This window comes from Streptomyces sp. NPDC002825, assembly GCF_040295385.1.
GTDB lineage: Bacteria > Actinomycetota > Actinomycetes > Streptomycetales > Streptomycetaceae > Streptomyces.
The window spans coordinates 264,147-285,153 of record NZ_JBEOVH010000003.1 but is presented as its reverse complement, the minus strand read 5'-3'; the positions used below and the strand labels follow the sequence as shown (position 1 = coordinate 285,153).

21 protein-coding genes are annotated in these 21,007 nt (G+C 73.7%); 9 read left to right on the top strand and 12 right to left on the bottom strand.

Annotated elements, in window-relative coordinates; all coding sequences use genetic code 11:
- Window positions 1-103 precede the first annotated feature (103 nt).
- Complete coding sequence (locus ABT041_RS06005) at window positions 104-589, top strand: SRPBCC family protein (protein ID WP_351179663.1); 486 nt, start codon at window positions 104-106, stop codon at window positions 587-589.
- A 191-nt stretch (window positions 590-780) separates the two neighbouring features.
- Complete coding sequence (locus tag ABT041_RS06000; protein ID WP_351179660.1) at window positions 781-2,142, top strand: L,D-transpeptidase; 1,362 nt, start codon at window positions 781-783, stop codon at window positions 2,140-2,142.
- 60 nt (window positions 2,143-2,202) lie between these two features.
- On the opposite strand, the gene ABT041_RS05995 is transcribed toward ABT041_RS06000, so the two are convergent.
- The 5 genes from ABT041_RS05995 to ABT041_RS05975 all read right to left on the bottom strand — a co-directional run bounded on the left by ABT041_RS05995 (window position 2,203) and on the right by ABT041_RS05975 (window position 7,260).
- Entirely contained in the window at window positions 2,203-3,048 is an 846-nt protein-coding gene (locus ABT041_RS05995) for a threonine/serine exporter family protein (protein ID WP_351179657.1), read from the bottom strand.
- Between the two features lie 101 nt (window positions 3,049-3,149).
- Entirely contained in the window at window positions 3,150-3,965 is an 816-nt protein-coding gene (locus ABT041_RS05990; protein WP_351179654.1) for an ABC transporter permease, read from the bottom strand.
- Between the two features lie 22 nt (window positions 3,966-3,987).
- Window positions 3,988-4,911 carry an ABC transporter permease gene (locus ABT041_RS05985; protein ID WP_351179651.1) on the bottom strand — a complete coding sequence of 308 codons (924 nt, stop codon included), beginning with the start codon at window positions 4,909-4,911 and terminating at the stop codon, window positions 3,988-3,990.
- A gap of 10 nt (window positions 4,912-4,921) precedes the next feature.
- The gene (locus tag ABT041_RS05980) at window positions 4,922-6,121 is read right to left on the bottom strand and encodes an ABC transporter substrate-binding protein (protein ID WP_351179649.1); all 1,200 of its coding nucleotides are present in this window, start codon (window positions 6,119-6,121) and stop codon (window positions 4,922-4,924) included.
- Between the two features lie 101 nt (window positions 6,122-6,222).
- Window positions 6,223-7,260, bottom strand: a complete 1,038-nt coding sequence (locus tag ABT041_RS05975; RefSeq protein WP_351179646.1) for an ABC transporter ATP-binding protein — start codon at window positions 7,258-7,260, stop codon at window positions 6,223-6,225.
- 131 nt (window positions 7,261-7,391) lie between these two features.
- On the opposite strand from ABT041_RS05975, the gene ABT041_RS05970 reads away from it, so the two are divergent.
- From ABT041_RS05970 to ABT041_RS05955, 4 genes are all read left to right on the top strand, one after another.
- Entirely contained in the window at window positions 7,392-8,243 is an 852-nt protein-coding gene (locus tag ABT041_RS05970) for a FadR/GntR family transcriptional regulator (protein WP_351179643.1), read from the top strand.
- Entirely contained in the window at window positions 8,197-9,042 is an 846-nt protein-coding gene (locus tag ABT041_RS05965) for a cache domain-containing protein (protein ID WP_351179640.1), read from the top strand. The genes ABT041_RS05970 and ABT041_RS05965 overlap by 47 nt, the downstream gene beginning before the upstream one ends.
- A gap of 141 nt (window positions 9,043-9,183) precedes the next feature.
- Window positions 9,184-9,330 carry a hypothetical protein gene (locus ABT041_RS05960; protein WP_351179637.1) on the top strand — a complete coding sequence of 49 codons (147 nt, stop codon included), beginning with the start codon at window positions 9,184-9,186 and terminating at the stop codon, window positions 9,328-9,330.
- 5 nt (window positions 9,331-9,335) lie between these two features.
- Window positions 9,336-10,583, top strand: a complete 1,248-nt coding sequence (locus ABT041_RS05955; protein WP_351179634.1) for a VanZ family protein — start codon at window positions 9,336-9,338, stop codon at window positions 10,581-10,583.
- Window positions 10,584-10,617: 34 nt separating this feature from the next.
- Here ABT041_RS05955 and ABT041_RS05950 read toward each other — a convergent pair whose 3' ends face one another.
- From ABT041_RS05950 to ABT041_RS05940, 3 genes are read right to left on the bottom strand one after another with little or no spacing between them, the layout of a single operon-like run.
- Complete coding sequence (locus ABT041_RS05950) at window positions 10,618-11,238, bottom strand: TOPRIM nucleotidyl transferase/hydrolase domain-containing protein (protein WP_351179631.1); 621 nt, start codon at window positions 11,236-11,238, stop codon at window positions 10,618-10,620.
- Window positions 11,239-11,289: 51 nt separating this feature from the next.
- A complete protein-coding gene (locus tag ABT041_RS05945; protein ID WP_351179628.1) occupies window positions 11,290-11,610 on the bottom strand; it encodes a cupin domain-containing protein in 321 nt (106 codons plus the stop codon).
- Window positions 11,607-12,869, bottom strand: coding sequence for an MFS transporter (locus tag ABT041_RS05940; RefSeq protein WP_351179625.1), 1,263 nt, complete (start codon window positions 12,867-12,869; stop codon window positions 11,607-11,609). The genes ABT041_RS05945 and ABT041_RS05940 overlap by 4 nt, the downstream gene beginning before the upstream one ends.
- Window positions 12,870-13,000: 131 nt before the next feature.
- Between ABT041_RS05940 and ABT041_RS05935 the strand changes: the two genes are divergently transcribed.
- A complete protein-coding gene (locus tag ABT041_RS05935) occupies window positions 13,001-13,885 on the top strand; it encodes a LysR family transcriptional regulator (protein WP_351179622.1) in 885 nt (294 codons plus the stop codon).
- On the opposite strand, the gene ABT041_RS05930 is transcribed toward ABT041_RS05935, so the two are convergent.
- The 4 genes from ABT041_RS05930 to ABT041_RS05915 form a co-directional block, all read right to left on the bottom strand.
- The gene (locus ABT041_RS05930) at window positions 13,882-15,096 is read right to left on the bottom strand and encodes a M20 metallopeptidase family protein (protein WP_351179619.1); all 1,215 of its coding nucleotides are present in this window, start codon (window positions 15,094-15,096) and stop codon (window positions 13,882-13,884) included. The two genes, ABT041_RS05935 and ABT041_RS05930, sit on opposite strands and share 4 nt — an antisense overlap.
- A 294-nt stretch (window positions 15,097-15,390) precedes the next feature.
- On the bottom strand, window positions 15,391-17,049 hold the full coding sequence (locus ABT041_RS05925; RefSeq protein WP_351179616.1) for an acyl-CoA dehydrogenase family protein: 1,659 nt from the start codon (window positions 17,047-17,049) through the stop codon (window positions 15,391-15,393).
- Window positions 17,033-17,650 carry a TetR/AcrR family transcriptional regulator gene (locus ABT041_RS05920; protein WP_351179613.1) on the bottom strand — a complete coding sequence of 206 codons (618 nt, stop codon included), beginning with the start codon at window positions 17,648-17,650 and terminating at the stop codon, window positions 17,033-17,035. Before ABT041_RS05920 ends, ABT041_RS05925 begins: the two co-directional genes overlap by 17 nt.
- 134 nt (window positions 17,651-17,784) lie before the next feature.
- A complete protein-coding gene (locus ABT041_RS05915) occupies window positions 17,785-18,369 on the bottom strand; it encodes a TMEM165/GDT1 family protein (protein WP_351179610.1) in 585 nt (194 codons plus the stop codon).
- 298 nt (window positions 18,370-18,667) lie between these two features.
- Here ABT041_RS05915 and ABT041_RS05910 point away from each other — a divergent pair, with 298 nt between their 5' ends.
- A complete protein-coding gene (locus ABT041_RS05910) occupies window positions 18,668-19,288 on the top strand; it encodes a TetR/AcrR family transcriptional regulator (RefSeq protein ID WP_351179607.1) in 621 nt (206 codons plus the stop codon).
- A complete protein-coding gene (locus ABT041_RS05905) occupies window positions 19,285-21,006 on the top strand; it encodes an MFS transporter (protein WP_351179604.1) in 1,722 nt (573 codons plus the stop codon). The genes ABT041_RS05910 and ABT041_RS05905 overlap by 4 nt, the downstream gene beginning before the upstream one ends.
- Window position 21,007: the final 1 nt, after the last annotated feature.

The window sequence follows — 21,007 nt, the reverse complement described above, 5'->3', positions numbered from 1 at the left end:
TCCGAGGACGCCGGACGGAGTCCCTTCGCTGGCAGGTCCGTCCGGCGCCTGCCTAGGCTGGAGAGGGGCAGGCCGCGGGGGAGCAGATCCGAGGGGCAGTGCGATGGACAGCGACACGTTCGTGTACACCACCTATATCCGGACCACTCCCGAGGAGCTCTGGCAGGCCCTCACCGAGCCGGAGCTGACCCGCCGCTACTGGGGCGTGGCCTTCGAGTCGACGTGGACACCGGGCGCGTCCATGGTCTGGGACGAGCAGGGCCGCAGGACCGTCGACCCCGAGCAGGTGGTCCTGGAGGCCAAGCCCGGTCGGCTCCTCTCGTACACCTGGCACACCTTCACCCCGGACTGGGCCGAGGCCGTACGGCTCGACCGGGAGGTCTACGAACGCCTCACCCGCGAGCGCCGGTCCCGGGTCACCTTCGTGATCGAGCCGTCCGGCGACACCGTCAAGCTCACGGTCACCCATGGCGACCTGGAGCCCGACGGCACGATCAAGGGCCTGATCGGCGAGGGCTGGCCCGCGCTGATCTCCAGCCTCAAGTCCCTTCTGGAGACGGGCGAGGAACTTCCCGAGCCGCCCCGCTGACATTCCGCCCGCTCGTCCGGCCCACTCGAAAGCGGAAAGCCCCACCGCGCCCGCTGACCCATTCGAGTCGTCTCGCCCCCGACTCCGCGCCACGCCCGGCGCCTTGATCATCTTTTTCTCCTCTCATCCGTTTTGATGCTGCGGTCGGCAACGTCCGCCGACGTTGCCGCACGAACGGGAGGCTGTCCGACGTGTCGTCACGCCGATACGCACGGGGGTGGGGAGCGCTCTCCCTCGCCGTCGGAGCCGTCCTCGTCAGCACAGCCGCCCAGTCGCCCGGCCCCGACTCCGTACGCGAGCAGGGGACCGCCACGGACCGGGACGCCACCGCCGTCGTCTCCCTGGACGGCTGCGCCGGCGGCGGTCTGTGCTCCGCCCCGGCCCACACGGTCGTGCTCGGCGGCGACCGTGTCCTCACGGGCCGGCCGTTCACGCTCGGCCCGAGGGCCACCGGCCACGTGGAGCTCGCGCTCCGCACCCCCGGAGTGCTCGCCGACATCAACGTCACCGACGAGCGCGGCCGCCGGATCGCCGGAGCGCAGAGCGCGGACCACACCCGGTGGACCAGCGCCGCACCCCTGCCGGCCGGAGCCCGCTACGCCGCCCGGATGGTCGTCGACGGGGCCGGCGCGTACGGTCCGCACCGCGCCCGCCTCGACTTCCGGACCGCCGCGATGCCTGCCGGGGAGCGGCTCACCGTCACCTTCGGACCGGAGGACGGCGGCACGTACGGGGTGGGACAACCGGTCACCGCCGAGCTCAGCCGACCCGTCCCGGCGGACGACCCGGGCGCCCGCCGCGCCGTGGAACGCGCCCTCGACGTACGGAGCTCGCCCCACGTCGAAGGCGCCTGGCACTGGGTCGACGCCGCCACCCTCCACTACCGGCCCCGCACGTACTGGCCGGCCCACGCCACGGTCCGCGTCCACAGCGGCCTCGACGGAGCGCACCTCGGCGGCGGCCTCTACGGCGGCCCCTCACACCCCCTCACCTTCACGACCGGAGCCCGGATCGAAGCCGTCACCGACGTCTCCGCCCACAGGATGAGCGTGTTCCGCGACGGGGAGCTCCTGCGCAGCGTCCCGGTCACCACCGGCAAGTCCGGCTACCGGACCAGAGGCGGCATCAAGGTCGTCCTCGGCAAGGAGTCCTTCGTCCGCATGCGCGGCGACTCCATCGGGATCGCGCGCGGCAGCAAGGACTTCTACGACCTCAAGGTCCACTGGGCCACCCGGGTGACGTGGAGCGGCGAGTACCTGCACGCCGCGCCCTGGTCGCTGGACTCCCAGGGCAGCGAGGACGTCAGCCACGGGTGTACGGGGATGAGCACCGAGGACGCCGCCTGGCTCTTCCACACCGTCCGCGAGGGCGACCTCGTACGGGTCGTCAACGGGTACGGGAAGCCCATGACGCCCTTCGACAACGGCTTCGGCGACTGGAACCTCAGCTGGCCCGAGTGGCTCCGGGGCAGCGCCGTCGCCACCGACACCACCCCCGACACCGCGGGATCCGACCGCAGGTCCGTCGCGGGTGCCCTGAGTCCGACACTCTGACCGTCCGACCGAGGGAAGCGGCGTGTGGCCCTCGCGCCGGTGCAGAGGCCCCGTGACCGGTCAGCGCCCGGGCTCCGAATCCACCGGCTCCGTCACGTCCCGCTGGGTGGCCGGGACGGGTTCGCCGAGGCTGAGCCGGGGGCGCCGCTGGAGTCCGGCGCCCACCAGGACGCCCAGGGCGATCGACGCCACCGTGATGACCATCGTCACCAGACTGTCCAGGCCCCCTGCAGTGTCGCCCTGCACGATGATCTCCGAGACGCTGGTGAGGCCGACCGCGCCGGGCACGAGGAGCCAGAAGCAGGGCAGGAAGACCACCTGGTCCGGCATGTGCGAGCGCCGCTCGATCCAGGTCGCCATCGGGGGCAGCAGCACCCCGACCCACGCCGCCCAGGCGCCCAGCGGCTCGGACGCGGGCCCGGCCGCCGGCCGGGCCCGCAGGAGCTCGGTGCCGACCAGGATGCCGAGGGCCAGGAGCAGCAGGATGCCGCGCGTCCTCGAACGGCACCTCCGTCGCCCGCATCCGCTCGACCAGCGACTGCAGCGCCTCGACCTGGTCGAGCCGGAGGTCAGGGCCCTCGACCGGGGCGAAGTCCAGCTCGCCGCCCCGCCCGTCGGGCCCCCGACCCGTACGAAGAGGCCCGTCGGGACCACGAAGGAGCGCACCCGCATCCCGTACCGGGCGGCCACGTCGTGCAGCACCCGCTCCACCTCGGCGGTCCGCTCCCCGGCACGCAGCAGCGCGGCGCCGAGTTCGCACGGCAACGCCGCCAGGTCCCGCAGCCGTTCGCGGCCGGCGCCCTCCGCCTCCGGCACGGTGACGGTGTCCCCGCCGCGCCGGCCCGGCCGCAGCGCGGCGGCCCTGCGGGCGAGCGCACGCACATCGAAACGGGGCAGAGAGCGCATTCGGGAAAACTAGCAGGGTGACGGGTGCACCGCCCTCCTGACGCCCTCGCACCCGTGCGCGGCCCGAGGTGCCGACATCCCACCGCCGACCGGCCCGCTCCTCACACCCGTCCGCCGCCCGGGGTGTCCGAGGAGAGCCGCTGGGCCGCGTAGATCGGGATCACCGAGAGCAGGACGAGCGCCGCCGCCACCACGTTGACCACGGGGGCCTGCTGAGGGCGGGTCATGTTGTTGAAGATCCACACCGGCAGGGTCTGCACCCCGGGCCCCGCCGTGAACGTCGTCACCACGATCTCGTCGAAGGACAGCGCGAAGGCGAGCAGCCCGCCCGCGAGCAGCGCCGACCGCAGCAGTGGGAAGGTGATGTCCCAGAAGACGCGGAACGTGTGCGCCCCCAGGTCCATCGCGGCCTCCTCGTACGAGCCGGGCAGCCGCCGCAGCCGCGCGACGACGTTGTTGAAGACGACCACGATGCAGAAGGTGGCGTGGCCCACGACCACGGTGAACATCCCGAGACCGACCCCGAGGGGTTCCAGGACCGTGCCGAAGGCCGAGTTGAGGGCGATGCCCGTGACGATGCCGGGCAGGGCGATCGGCAGCACCACGGCGAAGGAGACGGCCTCGCGCCCGAAGAAGGAGTACCGCTGCACCGCGAAGGCGATGAGCGTGCCGAGCACGAGGGCCACCGCCGTCGCCGCCAGACCGGCCCGGACCGAGGTCCACAGCGCCGCGCGGGCGCCCTCGTTGTCCCAGGCCGCCGCCCACCAGTCGAGCGTGAGGCCGGGCGGCGGCCAGCTCGCCGAGCGGTCCGGGTTGAGCGAGCCGAGCAGGACGAGCAGCAGCGGCAGGTAGATCGCCGCGAAGCCGAGACCGGCCGCGGTGCGCAGCGCGATCCGCGCGGGACGGGAGAGGTTCATCGGTCGCGGTCCTTCCGGCCGGTCACAGGCTGCGCAGCGCGCCGGAGCGCCGCACCGCGAGCAGGTACACCACGATGACGGCGACCGGCACGGTGCCGAGCGCGGCCGCCAGCGGCAGGTTCAGGGTGACGTTGGAGTAGACGAGGTTGCCGATCAGCTGGGTCTTGCCGCCGACGATCTGCACCGTGATGTAGTCGCCGAGGCTGAGGGAGAAGGTGAAGACGGACCCCGCGGCCACGGCCGGCAGCACCAGCGGCAGTACCACCGAGACGAAGGTCCGCCAGGACTTCGCCCCGAGGTCCGCCGAGGCGTTCAGGAGGTTGTCGGGGAGCTGGGCGAGCGCGGTGTGGATGGGCAGCACCATGTACGGCAGCCAGAGGTACGTGAGGACGAGCACCGTCGCCGTGAGCCCGTACCCGGGTCCGCTCAGGCCGAACGGGCTCAGCGCCCAGTCGAGCGGCCCGCCTTCGGAGAGGATGAGCCGCCACGCGTACACCTTCACCAGATAGCCGGCCCACAGCGGCATGAGCAGCGCCACCACGAAGAGCGGCCGGCGGCGCGGGTGCGCCACGCGCGCCGTGTAGAAGGCGAGGGGGAAGGCGATGACGGCGCAGAGCGCGGTCACCGCGAGGGCGACGCCGACGGTGCGCAGGGCGACCGTGCGGTAGACGGGCGAGCCGACGAGTTCCTCGAAGTTCGCCGTGGTCCAGATGCGGACGACCTCGGACGTGAAGCTGTCGGTCGACCAGAACGCGGACAGGAACAGCGCGGCCAGGGAGCCGAGGTAGGCGAGGACCAGCCAGAGCAGCGGGGCCGTGAGCAGGGCCGCGAGCCGCAGCCGGGGCCGCCGGTGCAGGGCCCCGGCGAACCGCCGGACGGCGCTCCGGCCGGGGCCGGCGGCTCGCGTCGCGGACTCGGGGGAGAGTCCGGGGGAGAGTGCGGTCATGGCGTCGGGGTCAGCCCTTGATCTCGTTCCAGGCCTGGACCCACTTGGCGTACGGCACGCAGCGCGCGTCCGTCCGGCCGTCCAGGCACTGCTCGATGGGCGTGGTCCAGAAGTGGACCTGCTTCCAGTACGTCTCGTCGGTGGCGTGGAAGACGGTGCAGTGGTTCTTGTCGGTCGTCTCGGCGCAGGACTTGGCGTTGGCCGGGGCCTCGCCGAAGTACTCGGCGACCTGGGCGTTGACCTTCGGCGAGACGATCCAGTCGAGCCACTTGTAGGCGCAGGTGGGGTGCTTGGCCTTGGCCGAGACCATCCAGGTGTCGGACCAGCCGGTGGAGCCCTCCTTCGGCAGCACCGCCTCGACCTTCGCGCCCTCGGCCTTCGCGAGGTTGGCGATCACCTGCCAGCTGGTGCCGACGACGGAGTCGCCGCTCTTGAAGGCGGAGATCTCCTTGAGGTAGTCGCTCCAGTACTCGCCGATGTGCCCGTTCTGCTCCTTGAGCAGGGCCACGGAGGCGTCGAACTGCTTCTGGTCGAGCGCGTACGGGTTCTTGATGCCGAGCTCGGGCTTGGTCGCCTTGAGGTACAGGGCGGCGTCCGCGAGGTAGATGGGGGAGTCGTAGGCGGTGACCTTGCCGCTGTGCGCCGAGGCCTTGTCGAAGACGGCGGACCAGGAGTCGGGGGCCGGCTTCACCTTCTCCGTGTCGTACATGAGGAGGTTGGCGCCGCGGCCGTGCGGGATGCCGTAGGTGACGCCCTTGACGGAGTTCCACTCCTTGTTCTTGAGCCCGGCGAACACGTCGGCGTAGTTCGGCACGAGCGCCGTGTTCACCGGTGCGGCGTCGCCGGAGGCGATGAGGCGGAGGGAGGCGTCGCCGGAGGCGGAGACGGCGTCGTACGCGCCGGTCTTCATCAGCGAGACCATCTCGTCCGAGGTCGCGGCCGTCTTGGCGTTGACCTGGCAGCCGGTCTGTTTCTCGAAGGCGCTGACCCAGTCGACCTTCGGGTCGTTGCTGCCGTCCTCCACGTATCCGGCCCAGGCGATCAGATTGACCTCGCCCTCGGCCTTTCCGAGCGCGGTCGGCGCCTTGAGGTCGGGCGGGTTGAGGCCGCCGGACTTTCCGGAACCCGCCGGGTCGGCCGATCCGCAGGCGGTGACGAGGAGCAGCCCGGAGAGGGCGGCTGCGGTCAGGAGGGAGCGGTGCGGGCGCACGTGGTTCTCCGTTGCGTGAGGGGACGGGGGGTGTCGCTCAAGGGGTGTTGCGATTGCGGGGCGTGTCGCTTCAGGACCGCATCGCCCACCGGGCGTGTCGCCTACGGCGTGTCCGGGACGAGCACCGCGTGGCTCGGGTGCCACTGGAGGCCGATCCGGGCGCCCCGGTAGGCGGCGAGGTCGGCGGAGGAGGTCTCCAGGTTCTGCTGGAGGGCGGTGAGCCGGCCGCCGCCGTCGAGGTCGACCAGGAAGCGGGTGGAGTCGCCCAGGTAGACGACCTCGGCGACCGTGCCCGTGGCGGTGGTGTGATCGGGTTCCGTGGGCGCCTTGTGGTCGGGGAGGATCCGGATCTTCTCCGGCCGGATGCTGTACGTGCCCGGGGCTCCGACAACCCGTCGGGCGGTGTCCCCGGTGAGCAGGTTGGAGGTGCCGACGAATCCGGCGACGAACGGGGTCGCGGGGCGCTCGTAGATCTCGGCGGGGGAGGCGACCTGCTCGATCCGGCCCTGGTGGAAGACGGCGATCCGGTCGCTCATCGTCAGCGCCTCCTCCTGGTCGTGGGTGACGAACACGAAGGTGATGCCGACCTCCCGCTGGATCTCCTTGAGTTCGACCTGCATCCGCTCGCGGAGCTTGAGGTCGAGCGCCCCGAGGGGCTCGTCGAGCAGGAGCACGCTGGGGCGGCCGACGAGGGCGCGGGCCAGGGCGACCCGCTGGCGCTGGCCTCCGGAGAGCTCGGCGGGCCGGCGCCTGCCGAGCCCGTCGAGGCCGACCTGCGCGAGGGCGGCGCGGGCCCGCACCAGGCGCTCGGCGCGGGGGACGCCGCGGACCTTCAGGCCGTAGGCCACGTTCTGTTCGACCGTCATGTGCGGGAAGAGCGCGTAGTCCTGGAAGACGGTGTGCACGTCCCGTTCGAAGGGCGCGAGCCGGGTGACGTCGCGGCCGGCCAGTTCGACGGTGCCGGCGCTCGGCTCCTCGAAACCGGCGATCATCCGCAGAACGGTCGTCTTCCCGGAACCGGAGGGGCCGAGCATCGAGAAGAACTCGCCGTCCGCGATCTCCAGGTCCACCCCGGCCACGGCCTCGGTCCGGCCGTAGGTCTTGCGCAGTCCCGTCAGCCGGATCGCCATTCCCTCCATGGGCGGGAACCTTTCTGGTGCGGTGGAGCGTTGTTCGGGCGTGGGCGTAAACATATGAAGTCATAGTTCAAATCTCAAGACCCCTTTAAGGTAAAGCCTGAGTCAACGCTCGACGCGCGAGGTGGTTAACCGTGAGACCGAACGGCAGGCCGGACGACGGCGGCGGCGCGGCCGGGACGGGCGCGGCCCGCAGGGCCGTCTTCACGCCCGTCGACACCCGGGCCCGGGTCGACACCGTCGTCCGCCGCATCGGCGACGCCATCGAACTCGGACTCCTCGCCGACGGGGAGCAGTTGCCCGGCGAGACCGAACTCGCCGGACAGCTCGGCGTCTCCACCGTCACCCTGCGCGAGGCCCTCATGGCCCTGCGGCAGCAAGGCCTCGTCACCACCCGCAGGGGCCGCGGCGGCGGCAGCTTCGTCACGCTGCCCGACAACCCGCCCGAGGAGCGCCTGCGCGCCCGCCTCGCCGACTGGTCCACCGAGGAACTCCGCGACCTCGGCGACCACTGGGCCGCCGTCTCCGGCGCCGCCGCCCTGCTCGCCGCCCGCCGCACCCAGCCCGGAGACCTGCGCCCCCTGACCCGTACCGTCGAGGAATTCGTGGCCGCCGGAGACCCGGCCACCCGCAGCCGGCTCTACGGGCGCTTCCACGTCGAACTGGCCGCCGCCGCGCAGTCCGCCAGGCTCACCCGCGAGGAGATCGCCCTCCAGACGGACCTGGGCGCGCTCCTCTGTCTCGTCCTCGACGACCCCGTCCATCTCGGCAATGTGTCGGATCGTCACCGCGCCGTGATCTCCGCCGTGCAGGATGAGGCCGACGAGCGGGCCAGGACGCTCGCCGAGACGTGCGTACGGGAGTCGGTGGGGCGCCTGATCGCGCTGCGCCTCGGCACCCCCGGCCGCGCACCCGAGCCTCGTCCCGAGGAGGACACGCATGGGCAGGAGCACCGGGCTCGCGGGCCCCGCGGGGGTCATCGCTGACACGGAGGCGGCCGACGGGACCGTCCGACACGTCGACGCGGCGGTGATCCCCGCACGTGACGCGGACCCCGTCGGGGAGGTCGTCCGGTGCGTCCGGGACACCCTCGAAGAGGTCTTCGCCGCCGTCGCCGAGACCGGCGCCGACACCGGAGCCCTGCTCGCCGAGGCGGCCGGCCCCGGGCGCGAGCCCGTCGCCGCCGACCTGGCGGGCCTCCGTCCCGGCCTGCGGGCCCGGCTCGCCGCCCACCCGCTCGTCTCCGGCGTCGGCTTCGTCGCCGCACCGGGCCTCCTGGCCGACGTGCCGGGATGGCTGGAGTGGTGGCAGCGCGGCCCCGACGGCTCCGTACGCCCGCTCCTGCTCGACCTCGACCCGCAGCACTCGGCGTACTCCGACTACACGCACTGGGACTGGTACACGCTCCCCCGCGAGACCGGCCGCCGGGCCGTCGCCGGACCGTACGTGGACTACCTCTGCTCCGACGAGTACAGCCTCACGCTCTCCGCGCCGGTCGAGCTCGGCGGCCGGTTCACGGGCGTGGCCGCCGCCGACGTCTACCTCCGGCACTTCGAGGCGGCCGTACTGCCCGTGCTCCAGCGGCTCCCCGCACCGGCCCGGCTCGTCAACGCACGGGGCCGGGTCGCCGCCTCGACCGACCCGGCGCATCTCGCCGGATCCCTCACCAAGGGCCCGGACTTCGCCGCCGTCCTCGCCGGCCCTCCGGCCGAACACCGCGCCGACGGCCTGCGGCTGCGCCCCTGCGGCGACACCCCGCTCGTCCTGGTGACGACGGACGACTGAGGCGGCGTGCCGCGACGAAGGCGCCACGGTGGACCTGACAGACGTGTGGGGCTGCTGAAACCGTTCGGCACGAAGGCTCCGTCTGCGCGGACGGAGCCCTTCGGCTTGCTCAGCCATCCCGAACCGGCAAGGAACGCACCTGTGTTCAGCGCGATCTTCCAAGACCACTACGGCTATCTGGCCGGCTGCGTACTCGCCGCCCTCGCCCTCGCGGGCGCGGCATGGGGGCTGCCCACCGGCTGGGCAGCCGGCACGGCAGGTGGTGGGCCGGACTCGCCGCCACCGTGACCCTGATGCTCGGCGTCACCTTCATGGGAAGCGGCCCCGCCGACGGCCAGTGCGTCATCAACCACGACGCCCTCGAGCCCTTCCGCACCACCCAGGGCCTGTGGAACCTCGCCATGACGGTGCCGCTCGGACTGTTCGCGATGCTGGCGTCCCGCCGCCCCCTCCCCGTCCTCGTCGGTGTCGTCGCGCTGCCCCTGGCCGTCGAGTTCACCCAGGGGCGCGTGGACGGGCTCGGGCGCGTCTGCGACAGCACGGACGCCGAGATGAACATTCTCGGAGGCGTCGCGGGCGCCGCCGTCGCCGCCCTGGCGCTCGCCGTGCGCGGACGCCTCCGCTGGCGCGCGGGAGCCAAGGCCGCGCTGGTCGCGTCCGCGGCTCTCCTGGTCATCGGCGCGGTTGTGGCGCGTCCGCTGGTGTCCTTCACGCATGTGGACGACACGGGCCTCTCCGAGGCGGTCGATGAGCAGCGGAAGGCGGTGGAGGAGGCGGTGCGGGAGGCGTTCGGCGACCGGTACGTGTTCGGGCGGGTGTACAACCAGCCGTGCACCGGCGTGCCCTGCACGAACGTGATCTTCAGCCTCCTCCGCCGCGACGACGCGCAGGCGGAGGGCTACGGCGACGGAACCCTGTCCTGGCCGGACAGGAAGCGCCTGACCATCGTGTTCGAGGACGGCGAACGCCCCACCGCCATGGGTTTCCCCGTCTCCGGCGCCGAGCCGCCCTCCGACGAGAAGGAGGCGTACGAGGCGGCACAGCGGTACATGGGGGCGCACTACCCCTGGGCGCGCGAGGCCGGGGCCCACGCGACGTACCCCGTGGGGGAGGAGGCGGAGCTGGGGTGGACGACCGGCTGGACCTGGGAGGACCACGGCGTCCTGATGCCACGGGCGCTGGACGTGCAGATCGACCGGAAGGGGCGGGTCTCCCAGCTCGATGTGACCCTCGGGCCCACGCACCTGGAGCTGGAGAAGGCGAAGCTGGGCGCGGACCGGGCCGAGCGCGCCGTACGGGAGGGAATGGCCGCCCGGTCCGGGGGGAGGGGACTGCCGGACGGCGTGCGTTTCCACGCGTTCGCGCTCAAGGCCGTGGAACGGGACGGCGAGTGGCGCGCGGAGTGGCTGGTGCGGGTGACGGACGGGGCGACGCCGCGGGAGACCGCACCGCCGACCCCGAACTCGCCCGACATCTTGTGGGTGGACGCCGTGTCCGGAGACGTCCACAACAGCGCCCTGGGCCCGGCGATGAGCAGCTGACCTGCGCCGGGCACCCGGGAGCGGGCGGTCCACCTCACAGGCTCGCCAGGAGGTCGTCGAGCGGTACGGGTACCCGGTCGGGTTCGAGCGCTTCCACCAGGAGCGTCCCGTAGCGGATCTTGCGGCCCTTCTTCGTGCCGAGGAAGCGCCGCAGCTGCTGAGCACGGGGCCGGCCGTGCTGGGCGGGCTGGCTGAGGAAGGTCTGCCAGGGGCGCTCGTCCCCCTCCACCCGGATGATCTCCTCGACCCTCGCCGGGCCGAGCGCGCGGATGAGTTCGTCCTCCAGGTCCGCCACACAGACGAAGAAGTCCTCCTGCGGCGCTCCGGCCCGCCGCAGGCCGCGTTCGTAGAAGCCCCGCTCGCGTTCGTCGCACAGACCCGTCAGACGCAGGTCGAGACCGGGCGGTCCGAGGAGCTCGGCGTAGCGGGCGATGCTCATCGCCCCGCCCATCGACACCACGCACACGCCGTCCGCGGCGAGGTCCCGGCCGCGCCGCGCGGCCAGCGTCTCGACCGCCGCGAAGTCACTCGGGCCCTCCAGGAGCACCGCCGTCCGCAGTCCCAGGCCGGTAGCCAGTTCCCTCGCCGTGTCTCCACCGGAACCGCCGGCCGCCCAGCGGCCCACCTCGTCCTGGAACGCCCTCATGTCTGCCATGGGGCGAGTCTGCACGGCCCCGCACCCGGACGGCACGGCAATATCCGGCGCTCAGTCGTTCACGGCCGTCAGCAGCACCACCGCGTCCTCCAGGGCCGTCAGCCCGTGCCGCTCCTTGGGGAGCATCCGGAGCGTGCCCGCCGACAGCTCCTCCGCCCATCCGGCGGCCGTCAGGTTGACCTTGCCCCGCAGCACCTGGAGGCTCGCGGCGGGCGGCGCGTTGTGCTCGTCCAGGGAGGTGCCCGAGGTGAGGGCGATGACGGTCTGCCGCAGCACGCCGTCGTGCATGATCCGGTGGGAGCTGCGCCCGTGCGGTGCCGTACGGGCCGCGGCCAGGTGTTCGTCGGCGAGGGCGGTGAGGTCCTGCTTCATGACTCTCCCTGCGGGATGCGGGGGCGGATACCCCCAGCCTCCCGTCTCACGTCCCGGACGCAACTCGGGGCAGCCGGTCGCGCCGCGACCGTCACCGCGAGCCCGGCGACGGCGACGCACGCCCCCGCGGCGAGCAGTGCGGCCGGCCAGCCGTGCGCCGCGTACAGCCAGGACCCGGAGAGCGAGCCGAGGGCGCCGCCGCCGAAGGTGGCCAGCATGAAGACCGTGTTGACCCGGGCCGCAACCGACCGGCCGAGCCCGAAGATCCGGGCCTGATGGGCGACCTGGCACGAGCTGACCCCGACCACCAGGAGGTTCGCCCCGGCCACCAGGGCCACGGGGGAGTACGGGGCGAGCCCGGCCACCGCGAGGCCGAGCCCCGCGCAGGCCAGCCCTCCGGAGCCGACCGCCGAAGCCCCGTACCGGTCGGACAGCGGGCCTGCCGTCGCCGACAGCAGCGCCGCGGGCAGGGTCAGCACCCCGAAGAGGCCCGCTGCCCCCGGACCGTACCCGAGCGGAGGCGCCGCCAGATGGAAGGCGAGCACCGACCAGAAGACACTGAACGCGGCGAAGACACAGGCCCCGAGCAGCGCCGAGATCCGCAGCTCCCGGTGGGCCGCGAGCAGCCGGGGAAGTCCGGCCAGAAGGCGGAGGTACGAGGTGTGTCCCCGCTGCCCGAGCCGCTCGGGCAGCCGGCGGGGCAGGACGAGGAGCAGCGCCGCCGTCGCCACGGCCGCCACCACGTAGGCCGGCCGCCAGCTGCCGCTCGCGTCGGCCACGGCGCCCGAGACCGTACGGGACAGGGTCGAGCCGAGCGTCAGGCCGAGGCCCACCAGGCCCACCACCCGGCCCTGCCGTCCCGGGCCCGCGAGCACCGCCGCCACGGGGGTGAGGATCTGCGGCAGCACCGTCGTGGTGGAGAGCGCGAGCGTCGCGAGGGTGAGGGTGACGATGTCGGGCGCCGCCGCGGCGACGAGCAGGGCGGCACTGGTCAGGGCGAGCAGCACCGAGGTGAGGCGGCGCAGCCGTGCGGAGTCGGCGAGCGGCACGAGCAGCAGGATGCCGAGCGCGTAGCCGATCTGGGCGGCCGAGGCGATCAGGCCCGCCGTCCGCTCCGACACGTCGAGGCCGCGCGCCACGGCGGCGAGCAGCGGCTGCGGGAAGTAGATGTTCGCGACGGTGGCGGCCCCCGCGACGGCGAGGAGCAGGACGCTCACGGGCCGGGCGGGGGCGTCGGGAGCGAGGGGATGCGGGGCCATGGAGGCCTTTCCGTGCGGGGGAGGGGGTCGCCTCAAGGCTCCTCGCCCCCGCCCCCGGGCATCAAGGTGTCATCATGAAACCGGCGTTGAGTCACGCTCAACGATCAGTCGATGGGGAGGGGACGGGGCCGGTGCTCGAGCGGTACGAACTGGAGGCGTTCCTCACGCTCGCCGAAGAGCTCCACTTCGGGCGCACCGCCGAGCGCCTCGGCGTCTCCACCGGCAGGATCAGCCAGACCGTGAAGAAGCTGGAGCGCCGCGTCGGCACCCCGCTCTTCGCCCGCACCAGCCGCAGCGTCCGGCTCACCGCCGTCGGCCAGGCCCTCCACGAGGAGCTCCTGCCCGCGTACCGGCAGATGCGCGAGGCCCTCGAACGCGCCACCGCCGCCGGGCGCGGCGTCCACGGCACCCTGCGCGCCGGCTTCGCCACGCCGTGGGGCGGAGAGCTGCTCACGGCCGCCGCCGAAGCGCTGGCCGCGCTCCACCCGGGATGCGAGATCACCGTCCGGGAGGTGCCGCTCGACGGCGGAGTGCGCCTCCTCCAGGAAGGGACGTTCGACGTCCAGGAGGCCGCCTTTCCCGTCCGGGAAGCGGACCTCACCACCGGTCCCGTCCTCGTCACCGATGAGCGGGTCCTGCTCCTGCCCGCCGGCCATCCACTGGCCGGCCGGGCGTCCCTCGGCCCGGAGGACCTCGCGGGCCTCGACCTGATCGCCCCCGGCGGCAGCGTCCCCCGCTACTGGGTCGACCACCACTACCCCCGCAGCACCCCGTCCGGCGCCCCCGTCGGCCGGGGACCGGTCGCCGGCAGCTGGCAGGAGGTCCTCTCCCATGTGACGGCCGGCCGCGGCGCCTCCCCGGGCGCGGCCCGGGGCGCCCGGTACCACCCCCGTCCCGGCATCGCCTACGTCCCCCTGCACGGCATCCCGCCCCTCGAATACGGCCTCGTCTGGCCCACCGCCTCCGACTCGGCTCTGCTCAGGGCCTTCGTCGCGGCGGTCGGCGCGGCCCTCTAGACGTCCCGCCGGGCCACCAGGGCGCCCGTCAGGTGGTCGTACGCCACGTGCGCGTGGAGGCGGACGCCGGTGACGAGGGTGTCGTCGTCCGCGTAGAAGTGCGGGTTGTGGTTGGTGACCAGGCCGCGCCCGCCCTCGACCGGAACCGGGCGGCCGGAGGCGTCGAGCGTCGCGTCCTGGACACCGAGCATCACGTACAGGCCGCCGAACCTGCCGACCAACTCGGAGACGTCGTCGTACCCGAGCGTCGCACCCGTCTCCACCACACGCTCCCCTGCCACCCGGCGCAGGGCGGGCAGCGCGGCCTCCACCCACGGCCCGCTGTTGTGCACGGGCGGCACGGACTGCAGGTACTCCACGGTCGCCGTCGCGCCGTACGCGGCCGCGGAGTGCTCGACCAGTGTCGTCAGCCGCCGCCGGACCTCGGCCATGTCGGACTCCACGGCACAGCGGACCGTCCCCCACAGCGTCACCTTCTGGCCGATGATGTTGAACCGGCCCACGTCCTCGACATGACCGATCGTCACCGTGACCGGGTCGAAGGCCGAGACCTGCCGGTACAGCTGGCCGATGCCGGTGAGGACCGCGCCCACCGCGGGCATCGGGTCGATCCCCTCCCACGGGGTCGAACCGTGGACCTGCTTTCCGGTGACGACGATGCGGACCAGGGTGGACGCGCCGTACTGGTTGCCGACCCTGTACCCCACGTACCCCTTCGGATACGGCGTCACGTGCAGGCCGAACGCCATCGTCGGCACCGGATCGGCGAAGGCCCCCGCCTCGACCATCGCCCGCGCCCCGCCCTCCTCGGTCACCGGAGGGCCCTCCTCGGCGGGCTGGAAGACGAAGAGGACCGTGCCGGGAAGCCGGTCCCGGACGCCCGCGAGCACCGTCGCCGCACCCATCAGCATCGCGGTGTGGCAGTCGTGCCCGCAGGCGTGCGAGACGGGGAAGGGGCCGCCCGGGTAACCGGCGTCCACCACCTCGGAGGCGAAGTCGGCCCCGCAGAGGTCCTTCACCGGCAGCGCGTCCATGTCCGCCCGCAGGGCCACCACCCGCCGCCCACCACCGGAGGCCCCCACCTGCTCGCCGCCCGACAGCACATCTGCACCGCCCGGCGCCGCCGACCCGCGCAGGACCCCCACGACCCCGTGCCCCGCGATGCCCGTGCGGACCTCGTCGAGGCCCAGGGCGCGCAGGTGGTCCGCCACCAGGCGGCCGTGTTCACCTCCCGGTTGGACAGCTCCGGATGCCGGTGCAGATGCCGCCGCCAGGCCACCACCTGCTCGGCCACCCCGGCCGCCCGCTCGTCCAGTTCACCGTGGATCGCCTCGCTGCCCAAGGGGACTCCCTCTCGTACCGGCGCGGAACCGTGCCCGACCAGACTGCCACCCGGGACGGCCCACGGCACTGCTCCGGTCAGCCGGTCGGCGACACCCTCGTGCCGGCCTTCGAACGGCGGATGGACCGGCACGTCCTGGTCGGGGACTGTCCGACATGACGGGTCAGGCCGGCGTGCTCACCGCGTCCGGGCCGCTGCGGGCGATGATGGCCGCCGTGTCCACGCCCGCCGGCAGAGTGCCGAAGGCGAGGCCGCGGTCGCCCTCGAGACGCGAGGCGCAGAACGCGTCGGCGACCGCCGGGTGACCGTGCCGGACGAGCAGCGAACCCTGGAGCACCAGCGCGAGCCGCTCCACCAGCCGCCGCGCCCCGTACGCCACCGCGTCGGCGTCGCCGAGCCCTGCCAGGTCCTTGCGGAGGCCCGCGACCGCCGCGTCGAGCCGCCGGTCGGCCCCCGCGCCGCGGTCGACCTCCGCGAAGTACGCCTCCATCGCCTCCGGCTGACGGGCCATCGCCCGCAGCACGTCGAGGGCGGCGACGTTCCCGGAGCCCTCCCAGATGGACGGTAGCGGCGACTCCCGGTAGAGCCTCGGCAGGCCCGAGTCCTCGACGTAGCCGTTGCCGCCCAGGCACTCCAGGGCCTCCGCCGCGTGCGCGGGCGCCCGCTTGCACACCCAGTACTTGGTGACCGCGAGCCCGAGCCGCCGCAGCTGCTCCTCCTCCGCGTCGCCGCGCGCCGCCCGGTCCACCGCGCCCGCGAGGCGCAGCGCAGCGACCGTGGCGGCCTCCGCCTCCACCGCCAGGTCGGCGAGGACGTTCCGCATCAGGGGCTGGTCCACGAGCCTCGCCCCGAACGCGGAGCGGTGCGTGGCGTGGTGCACGGCGTGCACGAGCCCGAGACGCATGCCGGAGGCCGAGCTGATGGCGCAGTCGAGCCGCGTCATGTTGACCATCCGGATGATGGTGGCCACCCCGCGCCCCTCCTCGCCGACCAGGCGGCCGAGGGCACCCTCGTACTCGATCTCGGAGGAGGCGTTCGACCGGTTGCCCAGCTTGTCCTTGAGGCGCTGCAGCCGGATCGCGTTGCGGCTGCCGTCGGGCAGCACCCGGGGCACCAGGAAGCAGGACAGGCCGCCGGGAGCCTGTGCCAGGGTGAGGAAGACGTCCGACATCGGCGCCGAGGTGAACCACTTGTGGCCGGTCAGCGCGTACGTGCCGGGCTCGCCGGTGGGCACGGCCCGGGTCGTGTTCGCCCGGACGTCCGAACCGCCCTGCTTCTCGGTCATCGACATCCCGGCGATGATCCCGCGCTTCTCCGCCGGCACCCGGAGGCCGAAGTCGTACGTCTCCGAGGTCAGCAGCGGCTCGTACACCTCGGCGAGCTCGGGCTGGACGCGCAGCGCCGGCACCGCCGCGTACGTCATCGAGACCGGACACAGGTGCCCCGCGTCGGCCTGCCCCCAGACGAAGACCTTCGCCGCCCGGGCCACGTGCGCGCCCGGTCGCTCGTCGCGCCAGGGAGCGCCGTGCAGCCCGTGCCGTACGGCGACGTCCATCAGTTCGTGCCAGTAGGGGTGGAACTCGACCTCGTCGATCCGGTGCCCGTACCGGTCGTGGGTGTGCAGGACGGGGGAGTGGCGCTCGGCGAGCCGCCCCCACTCCTGGGCCTCCTCGCCTCCCGCCCTCGCCCCGAGCTCGCGGACCTCGGCCTCTGCCCAGCCGGCGCCCTCCCGGCGCAGCGCCTCCAGGAGCGCGGGGTCGGCGGAGACGTCGTAACCGGTCAGCGGCGGTACCTGGTTGGTGACCTCATGCGTGGTCGGCATCGGGAACTCCCAGTGCTCGCAGGGTGAAAGTGACGAGTGCGGGTACGGTCTCGGGCCCCACGGACCCCTCCGCCAGCGGTCCGACGAGCGCTTCCGCGCCCGCCCCGACCAGCGCCGAGGCCGTCAGGACCGGGTCCTGGGGCGGCAGCTCGCCCGAGCGCACGCCCTCCTCGACGCGCGCGGCGAACACGTCCCGGAACGCGCGCCGGAAGACGAGCCGTTCCGCGTCCACGGCGGGGTCGACCGGTTCGGCCAGCAGGGCGTAGGCCAGGCGCGGCGACTTCAGCGCGCGCTGCGCGAAGGTCTCGATGACGGCGACCACACGCTCGGCCGCCGCACCGTGCCCGGGGTGCCCGGCCGCCTCGGAGACGGCCGCGACCTCCCGGCCGACGACGGTCCTGAAGAGCTCGACGGCGAGTTCGGCCTTGCTCGGGAAGTGGCGGTACACGCTGCCCGTGGCGATTCCGGCGCGCGCGGCGACGGCGGCCATCGTGCAGCCCGCGTACCCCTGCTCGGCGAGCAGCCCGAGGGCCGCGTCGACGACCGAGGCGCGCTGGGCGTCGAGCCGGGCCTGCACGGCGGGAGTGCGTCGGTAGGGCATGGAAGGAGTGAAGCAGTGATTCATTGCTTCATCAAGAGGCCGGACCGGGGCTCCCGCTTAGGGGGAGCGGCGCCCGGGGACGCGGCACGCCCCTTCCCGGGACGGAAAGGGGCGTGCGCGGAAGGGCGGTGTGCTCAGCCGGTGAAGACCTCGGTCAGGGACCAGATCGCGAGTCCCGCCATGCAGACGCCGCCGATGCGCTGCACGGTCTTGAGGGGGACGCGCTTGGCGATGAAGCGGCCCGCGACCAGGGCGAGGGCCGAGACGGTCGTCAGGGCGGCGAAGGATCCGATCGCCGTCGACCAGGTGCCGTTGGTCGCGGCCAGGTTGGCGGTGGTGATCTGGGTCAGGTCGCCCCACTCGCTGATGAAGACGGCCATGAACGCGGTCGAGAAGACGGGCCAGAAGCCGCTGACCGTCCGCCCGCCCTCGTCGGACTCGTCGTCGTCGCCCCCGCCGCGCAGCAGCATGAACGCGCCGAAGCCGAACATCAGGGCCGAGACCAGCTTCACGGTCCAGCCCGGCAGCAGCCCGAGCAGGCTGCCGGCGCCCACCGCGATGGTGACATGGGCCAGGAAGGCGGTGGAGGTGCCGATCCACACGTACAGCGGACGCATGCGCGTGCCCATGGCGAGGGACGCGAACATCGTCTTGTCGGGAAGCTCGGCGAGGAAGATCAGCCCGAAGGCGGTGAGGATCGCCAAGGGGTCGAGGTGCATACCGGGGCTCTCTGCTCGGTCCGGGCCCTGCGGCTCCGGGCGCCACCTCGGTGGGCGACGGGAGGACCACTCGGCCCGGCATGACGGACCACGCCCACGGGAACGCGGACGTGGCTGTTGCCTGGCCGAAGGTCTCGCCCGTCCGCGTCGTGCGCGGACCCGGTCACCGGGAACCCGAGGGTTCCAGTGTGTCGACGACCGGTTCGCAGGGCTACTCCCCTTCGCTGTCGCCCAGTGTAACGGACCGGGGCGCGAGGATGGGTAGACAGTGTCTACTCGATCTTGGTAGACAGTGTCTATGTCCCTGTACGAGAACAGCCCCGAGGTGCGTGAGAGCGGTCCCGGAGGCCATGGCGCGGACGGGTTGCGCGAGCGGCTCGTCCGCGTCGGCGTCGAGCTGGTGAACGCCGAGGGCGCCGACGCCCTGTCCCTGCGCGAGATCGCCCGGCGCGCCGGCGTCTCCCACGGAGCCCCCCGGCGGTACTTCCCCGCCCACCTGGACCTGCTGTCCGCCATCGCCCGCCAGGGCTTCGCCGAACTGGCCGCGCGCGTCGCCGAGGAGGACCCCGAAGGCGCCCCGGCCCGCCAGCGGATCGAGACCCTCGCCCGCGTCTACCTCGACTACGCCGGGACCCGGCGCGGCATGTACGAGCTGATGTTCCGGCACGACCTGCTCGAGAGCGGACGGCTCGGGCTGCGCGAGACCAGCCTGCCGCTCTTCGCCCACCTCACCGGACTCGTCGCCCGGGTCCGCCCGGACGCCGACCCCGTCCTCCTCGCCGGCGTCCTCTGGGCCAACCTGCACGGCATCGCCCAGCTCTGGCACTGGGGCAGCCTCCCCCTCGCCACCGGCGGCGACGACCCCGGCCCCCTGCTGACCGCCGCGCTCGACGCCCACCTGGGACGGACCGCCCCATGAACCGCACCCTCGCCTGCAGCGTCGTCGGCGCCGCCGTCGTCGCCCTCGACGGCACGGTCCTGACCGTCGCCCAGCCCGCCCTCCAGCGCGACCTGCACGCCCACGTCGGCCAGGTCCAGTGGACCAGCACCGGCTACCTCGTCGCCGTCGCGAGCCTCCTCGTCTTCGCGGGCCGCCTCGGCGACCACTACGGCCACCGCCGGGTGTTCGCCGTCGGCGCCCTCGGCTTCGCCGCGGCCTCCGCCGGGATCGCCCTGGCCCCCGGGATCGGCACCGTCATCGCGCTGCGGGTGCTCCAGGGCGTCTGCGGGGCGCTCCTCCAGCCCGCCACGCTCGGCATGCTGCGCACCGCCTACCCGCCCGACCGGCTCGCGACCCCGATCGCCGTACGCACCGCGGCCATCGGCCTCGCCGCGGCGGCCGGCCCCCTCGTCGGGGGCGCGCTCGTCTCCTCGTACGGCTGGCGCGCGGTGTTCCTCCTCGGCGTCCCCCCGACCCTCGCGATCGGCCTGCTGGCCCTGACGACGCGGGACGGCTCGGGGTCGCGGGAGCCCGCGGAGCCGTCGGACGGCTCGGGGTCGCGGGAGCCCGCGGAGCCGTCGGACGGCTCGGGGTCGCGGGAGCGGGTGGCGTCGCGGGACGGCTTGTCGTCGTCGGACGGCCTTGCGTCGCGGGACGGCTTGTCGTCGTCGGACGGCCTGGCGTCGCGGGAGCCCGTGGCGTCGCCGGACCGCGTGGCGACCGCCTCTGGCCCCGCCACCCCGTCTGGCCCCGCCACCCCGTCTGGCCCCGCCACCCCGTCTGGCCCCGCCACCCTGTCTGGCCCCGCCACCCCCTCTGGCCCCGCCATCCCCTCCGGCGCCGCCAACCCCTCCCGCCTCGCCGCGCTCGACCCCCTCGGGGCCCTCCTGCTCGGCGCCACCCTCGGGCTGCTGGTTCACGGGCTCGACGCCGCCTCCCGGCACGGGGGCACCCGCTCCGCCGTCCTCGCGTGCGCCGCGGCCCTCGGTGCCGGGGTGGTCTTCGCGTGGCACGAGCGTCGCGTCGAGCGGCCCCTGCTGCCCCCGGTGCTGCTCCGGAGCCGGCCGGTCGTCGCCGGGCTCGCCGTGCTGCTCGCGGCCTCGGCGGCATTGTCCGGGTCGCTGTTCGTCGCGACGTACTTCCTCCAGGACGTCCAGGGCCTCGACCCCCTCGGCTGCGCTCTGCGCTTCCTGCCCCTCGCCGCCCTCATGATCCTCGGCGCGCCGCTCTGCCCGCCGCTCCAGCGACGCTTCGGGCCCCGGCGGACGGCGACGGCGGGGGCAGCGCTCTTCACGCTGGGGGTCCTGGGGCTCGCCCGGCTGGACGCCACGGCCGGCGCGGCCTCCGTGGGCGTCGCGTCCGCACTCCTCGGGGCCGGGTTCGTCACGCTCATGGTCACCGCGACCTCCGTCGTCGTGCACCGGGCTCCCGAGGGGCACGCGGGGGTCGCCGGCGGCCTCCAGCAGACCGCGATGAACGTCGGTCCGGCGCTGGGCGTCGCCACCGCGAGCCTTCTGCTCGCCCTCGTCCCGGACGGCGGTTTCGTGCCGGCCAGGGGAGCAGCCCTCCCGGCGCTCGCGGTGATCGCCGCGCTCGCGATCCCCGCAGCACTCGCGCTGCCCGGCCGCGACGGTAGGGGGACACGCCCGGAGCCGGCGGCACCCCGGCCCGGCGGACAGGCCTGCGTACGATCATGAG

Coding starts and splice junctions, on each gene's coding strand:
- ABT041_RS05925 (WP_351179616.1), bottom strand. CDS start 17,049: ATGCCGACCACGCATGAGGTCACCAACCAGGTACCGCCGCTGACCGGT.
- ABT041_RS05955 (WP_351179634.1), top strand. CDS start 9,336: ATGCTCGGCGTCACCTTCATGGGAAGCGGCCCCGCCGACGGCCAGTGC.
- ABT041_RS05940 (WP_351179625.1), bottom strand. CDS start 12,869: ATGGCCCCGCATCCCCTCGCTCCCGACGCCCCCGCCCGGCCCGTGAGC.
- ABT041_RS05985 (WP_351179651.1), bottom strand. CDS start 4,911: ATGACCGCACTCTCCCCCGGACTCTCCCCCGAGTCCGCGACGCGAGCC.
- ABT041_RS05920 (WP_351179613.1), bottom strand. CDS start 17,650: ATGCCCTACCGACGCACTCCCGCCGTGCAGGCCCGGCTCGACGCCCAG.
- ABT041_RS05995 (WP_351179657.1), bottom strand. CDS start 3,048: ATGCGCTCTCTGCCCCGTTTCGATGTGCGTGCGCTCGCCCGCAGGGCC.
- ABT041_RS05910 (WP_351179607.1), top strand. CDS start 18,668: ATGTCCCTGTACGAGAACAGCCCCGAGGTGCGTGAGAGCGGTCCCGGA.
- ABT041_RS05990 (WP_351179654.1), bottom strand. CDS start 3,965: ATGAACCTCTCCCGTCCCGCGCGGATCGCGCTGCGCACCGCGGCCGGT.
- ABT041_RS05905 (WP_351179604.1), top strand. CDS start 19,285: ATGAACCGCACCCTCGCCTGCAGCGTCGTCGGCGCCGCCGTCGTCGCC.
- ABT041_RS05945 (WP_351179628.1), bottom strand. CDS start 11,610: ATGAAGCAGGACCTCACCGCCCTCGCCGACGAACACCTGGCCGCGGCC.
- ABT041_RS05975 (WP_351179646.1), bottom strand. CDS start 7,260: ATGGAGGGAATGGCGATCCGGCTGACGGGACTGCGCAAGACCTACGGC.
- ABT041_RS06005 (WP_351179663.1), top strand. CDS start 104: ATGGACAGCGACACGTTCGTGTACACCACCTATATCCGGACCACTCCC.
- ABT041_RS05965 (WP_351179640.1), top strand. CDS start 8,197: ATGGGCAGGAGCACCGGGCTCGCGGGCCCCGCGGGGGTCATCGCTGAC.
- ABT041_RS05915 (WP_351179610.1), bottom strand. CDS start 18,369: ATGCACCTCGACCCCTTGGCGATCCTCACCGCCTTCGGGCTGATCTTC.
- ABT041_RS05950 (WP_351179631.1), bottom strand. CDS start 11,238: ATGGCAGACATGAGGGCGTTCCAGGACGAGGTGGGCCGCTGGGCGGCC.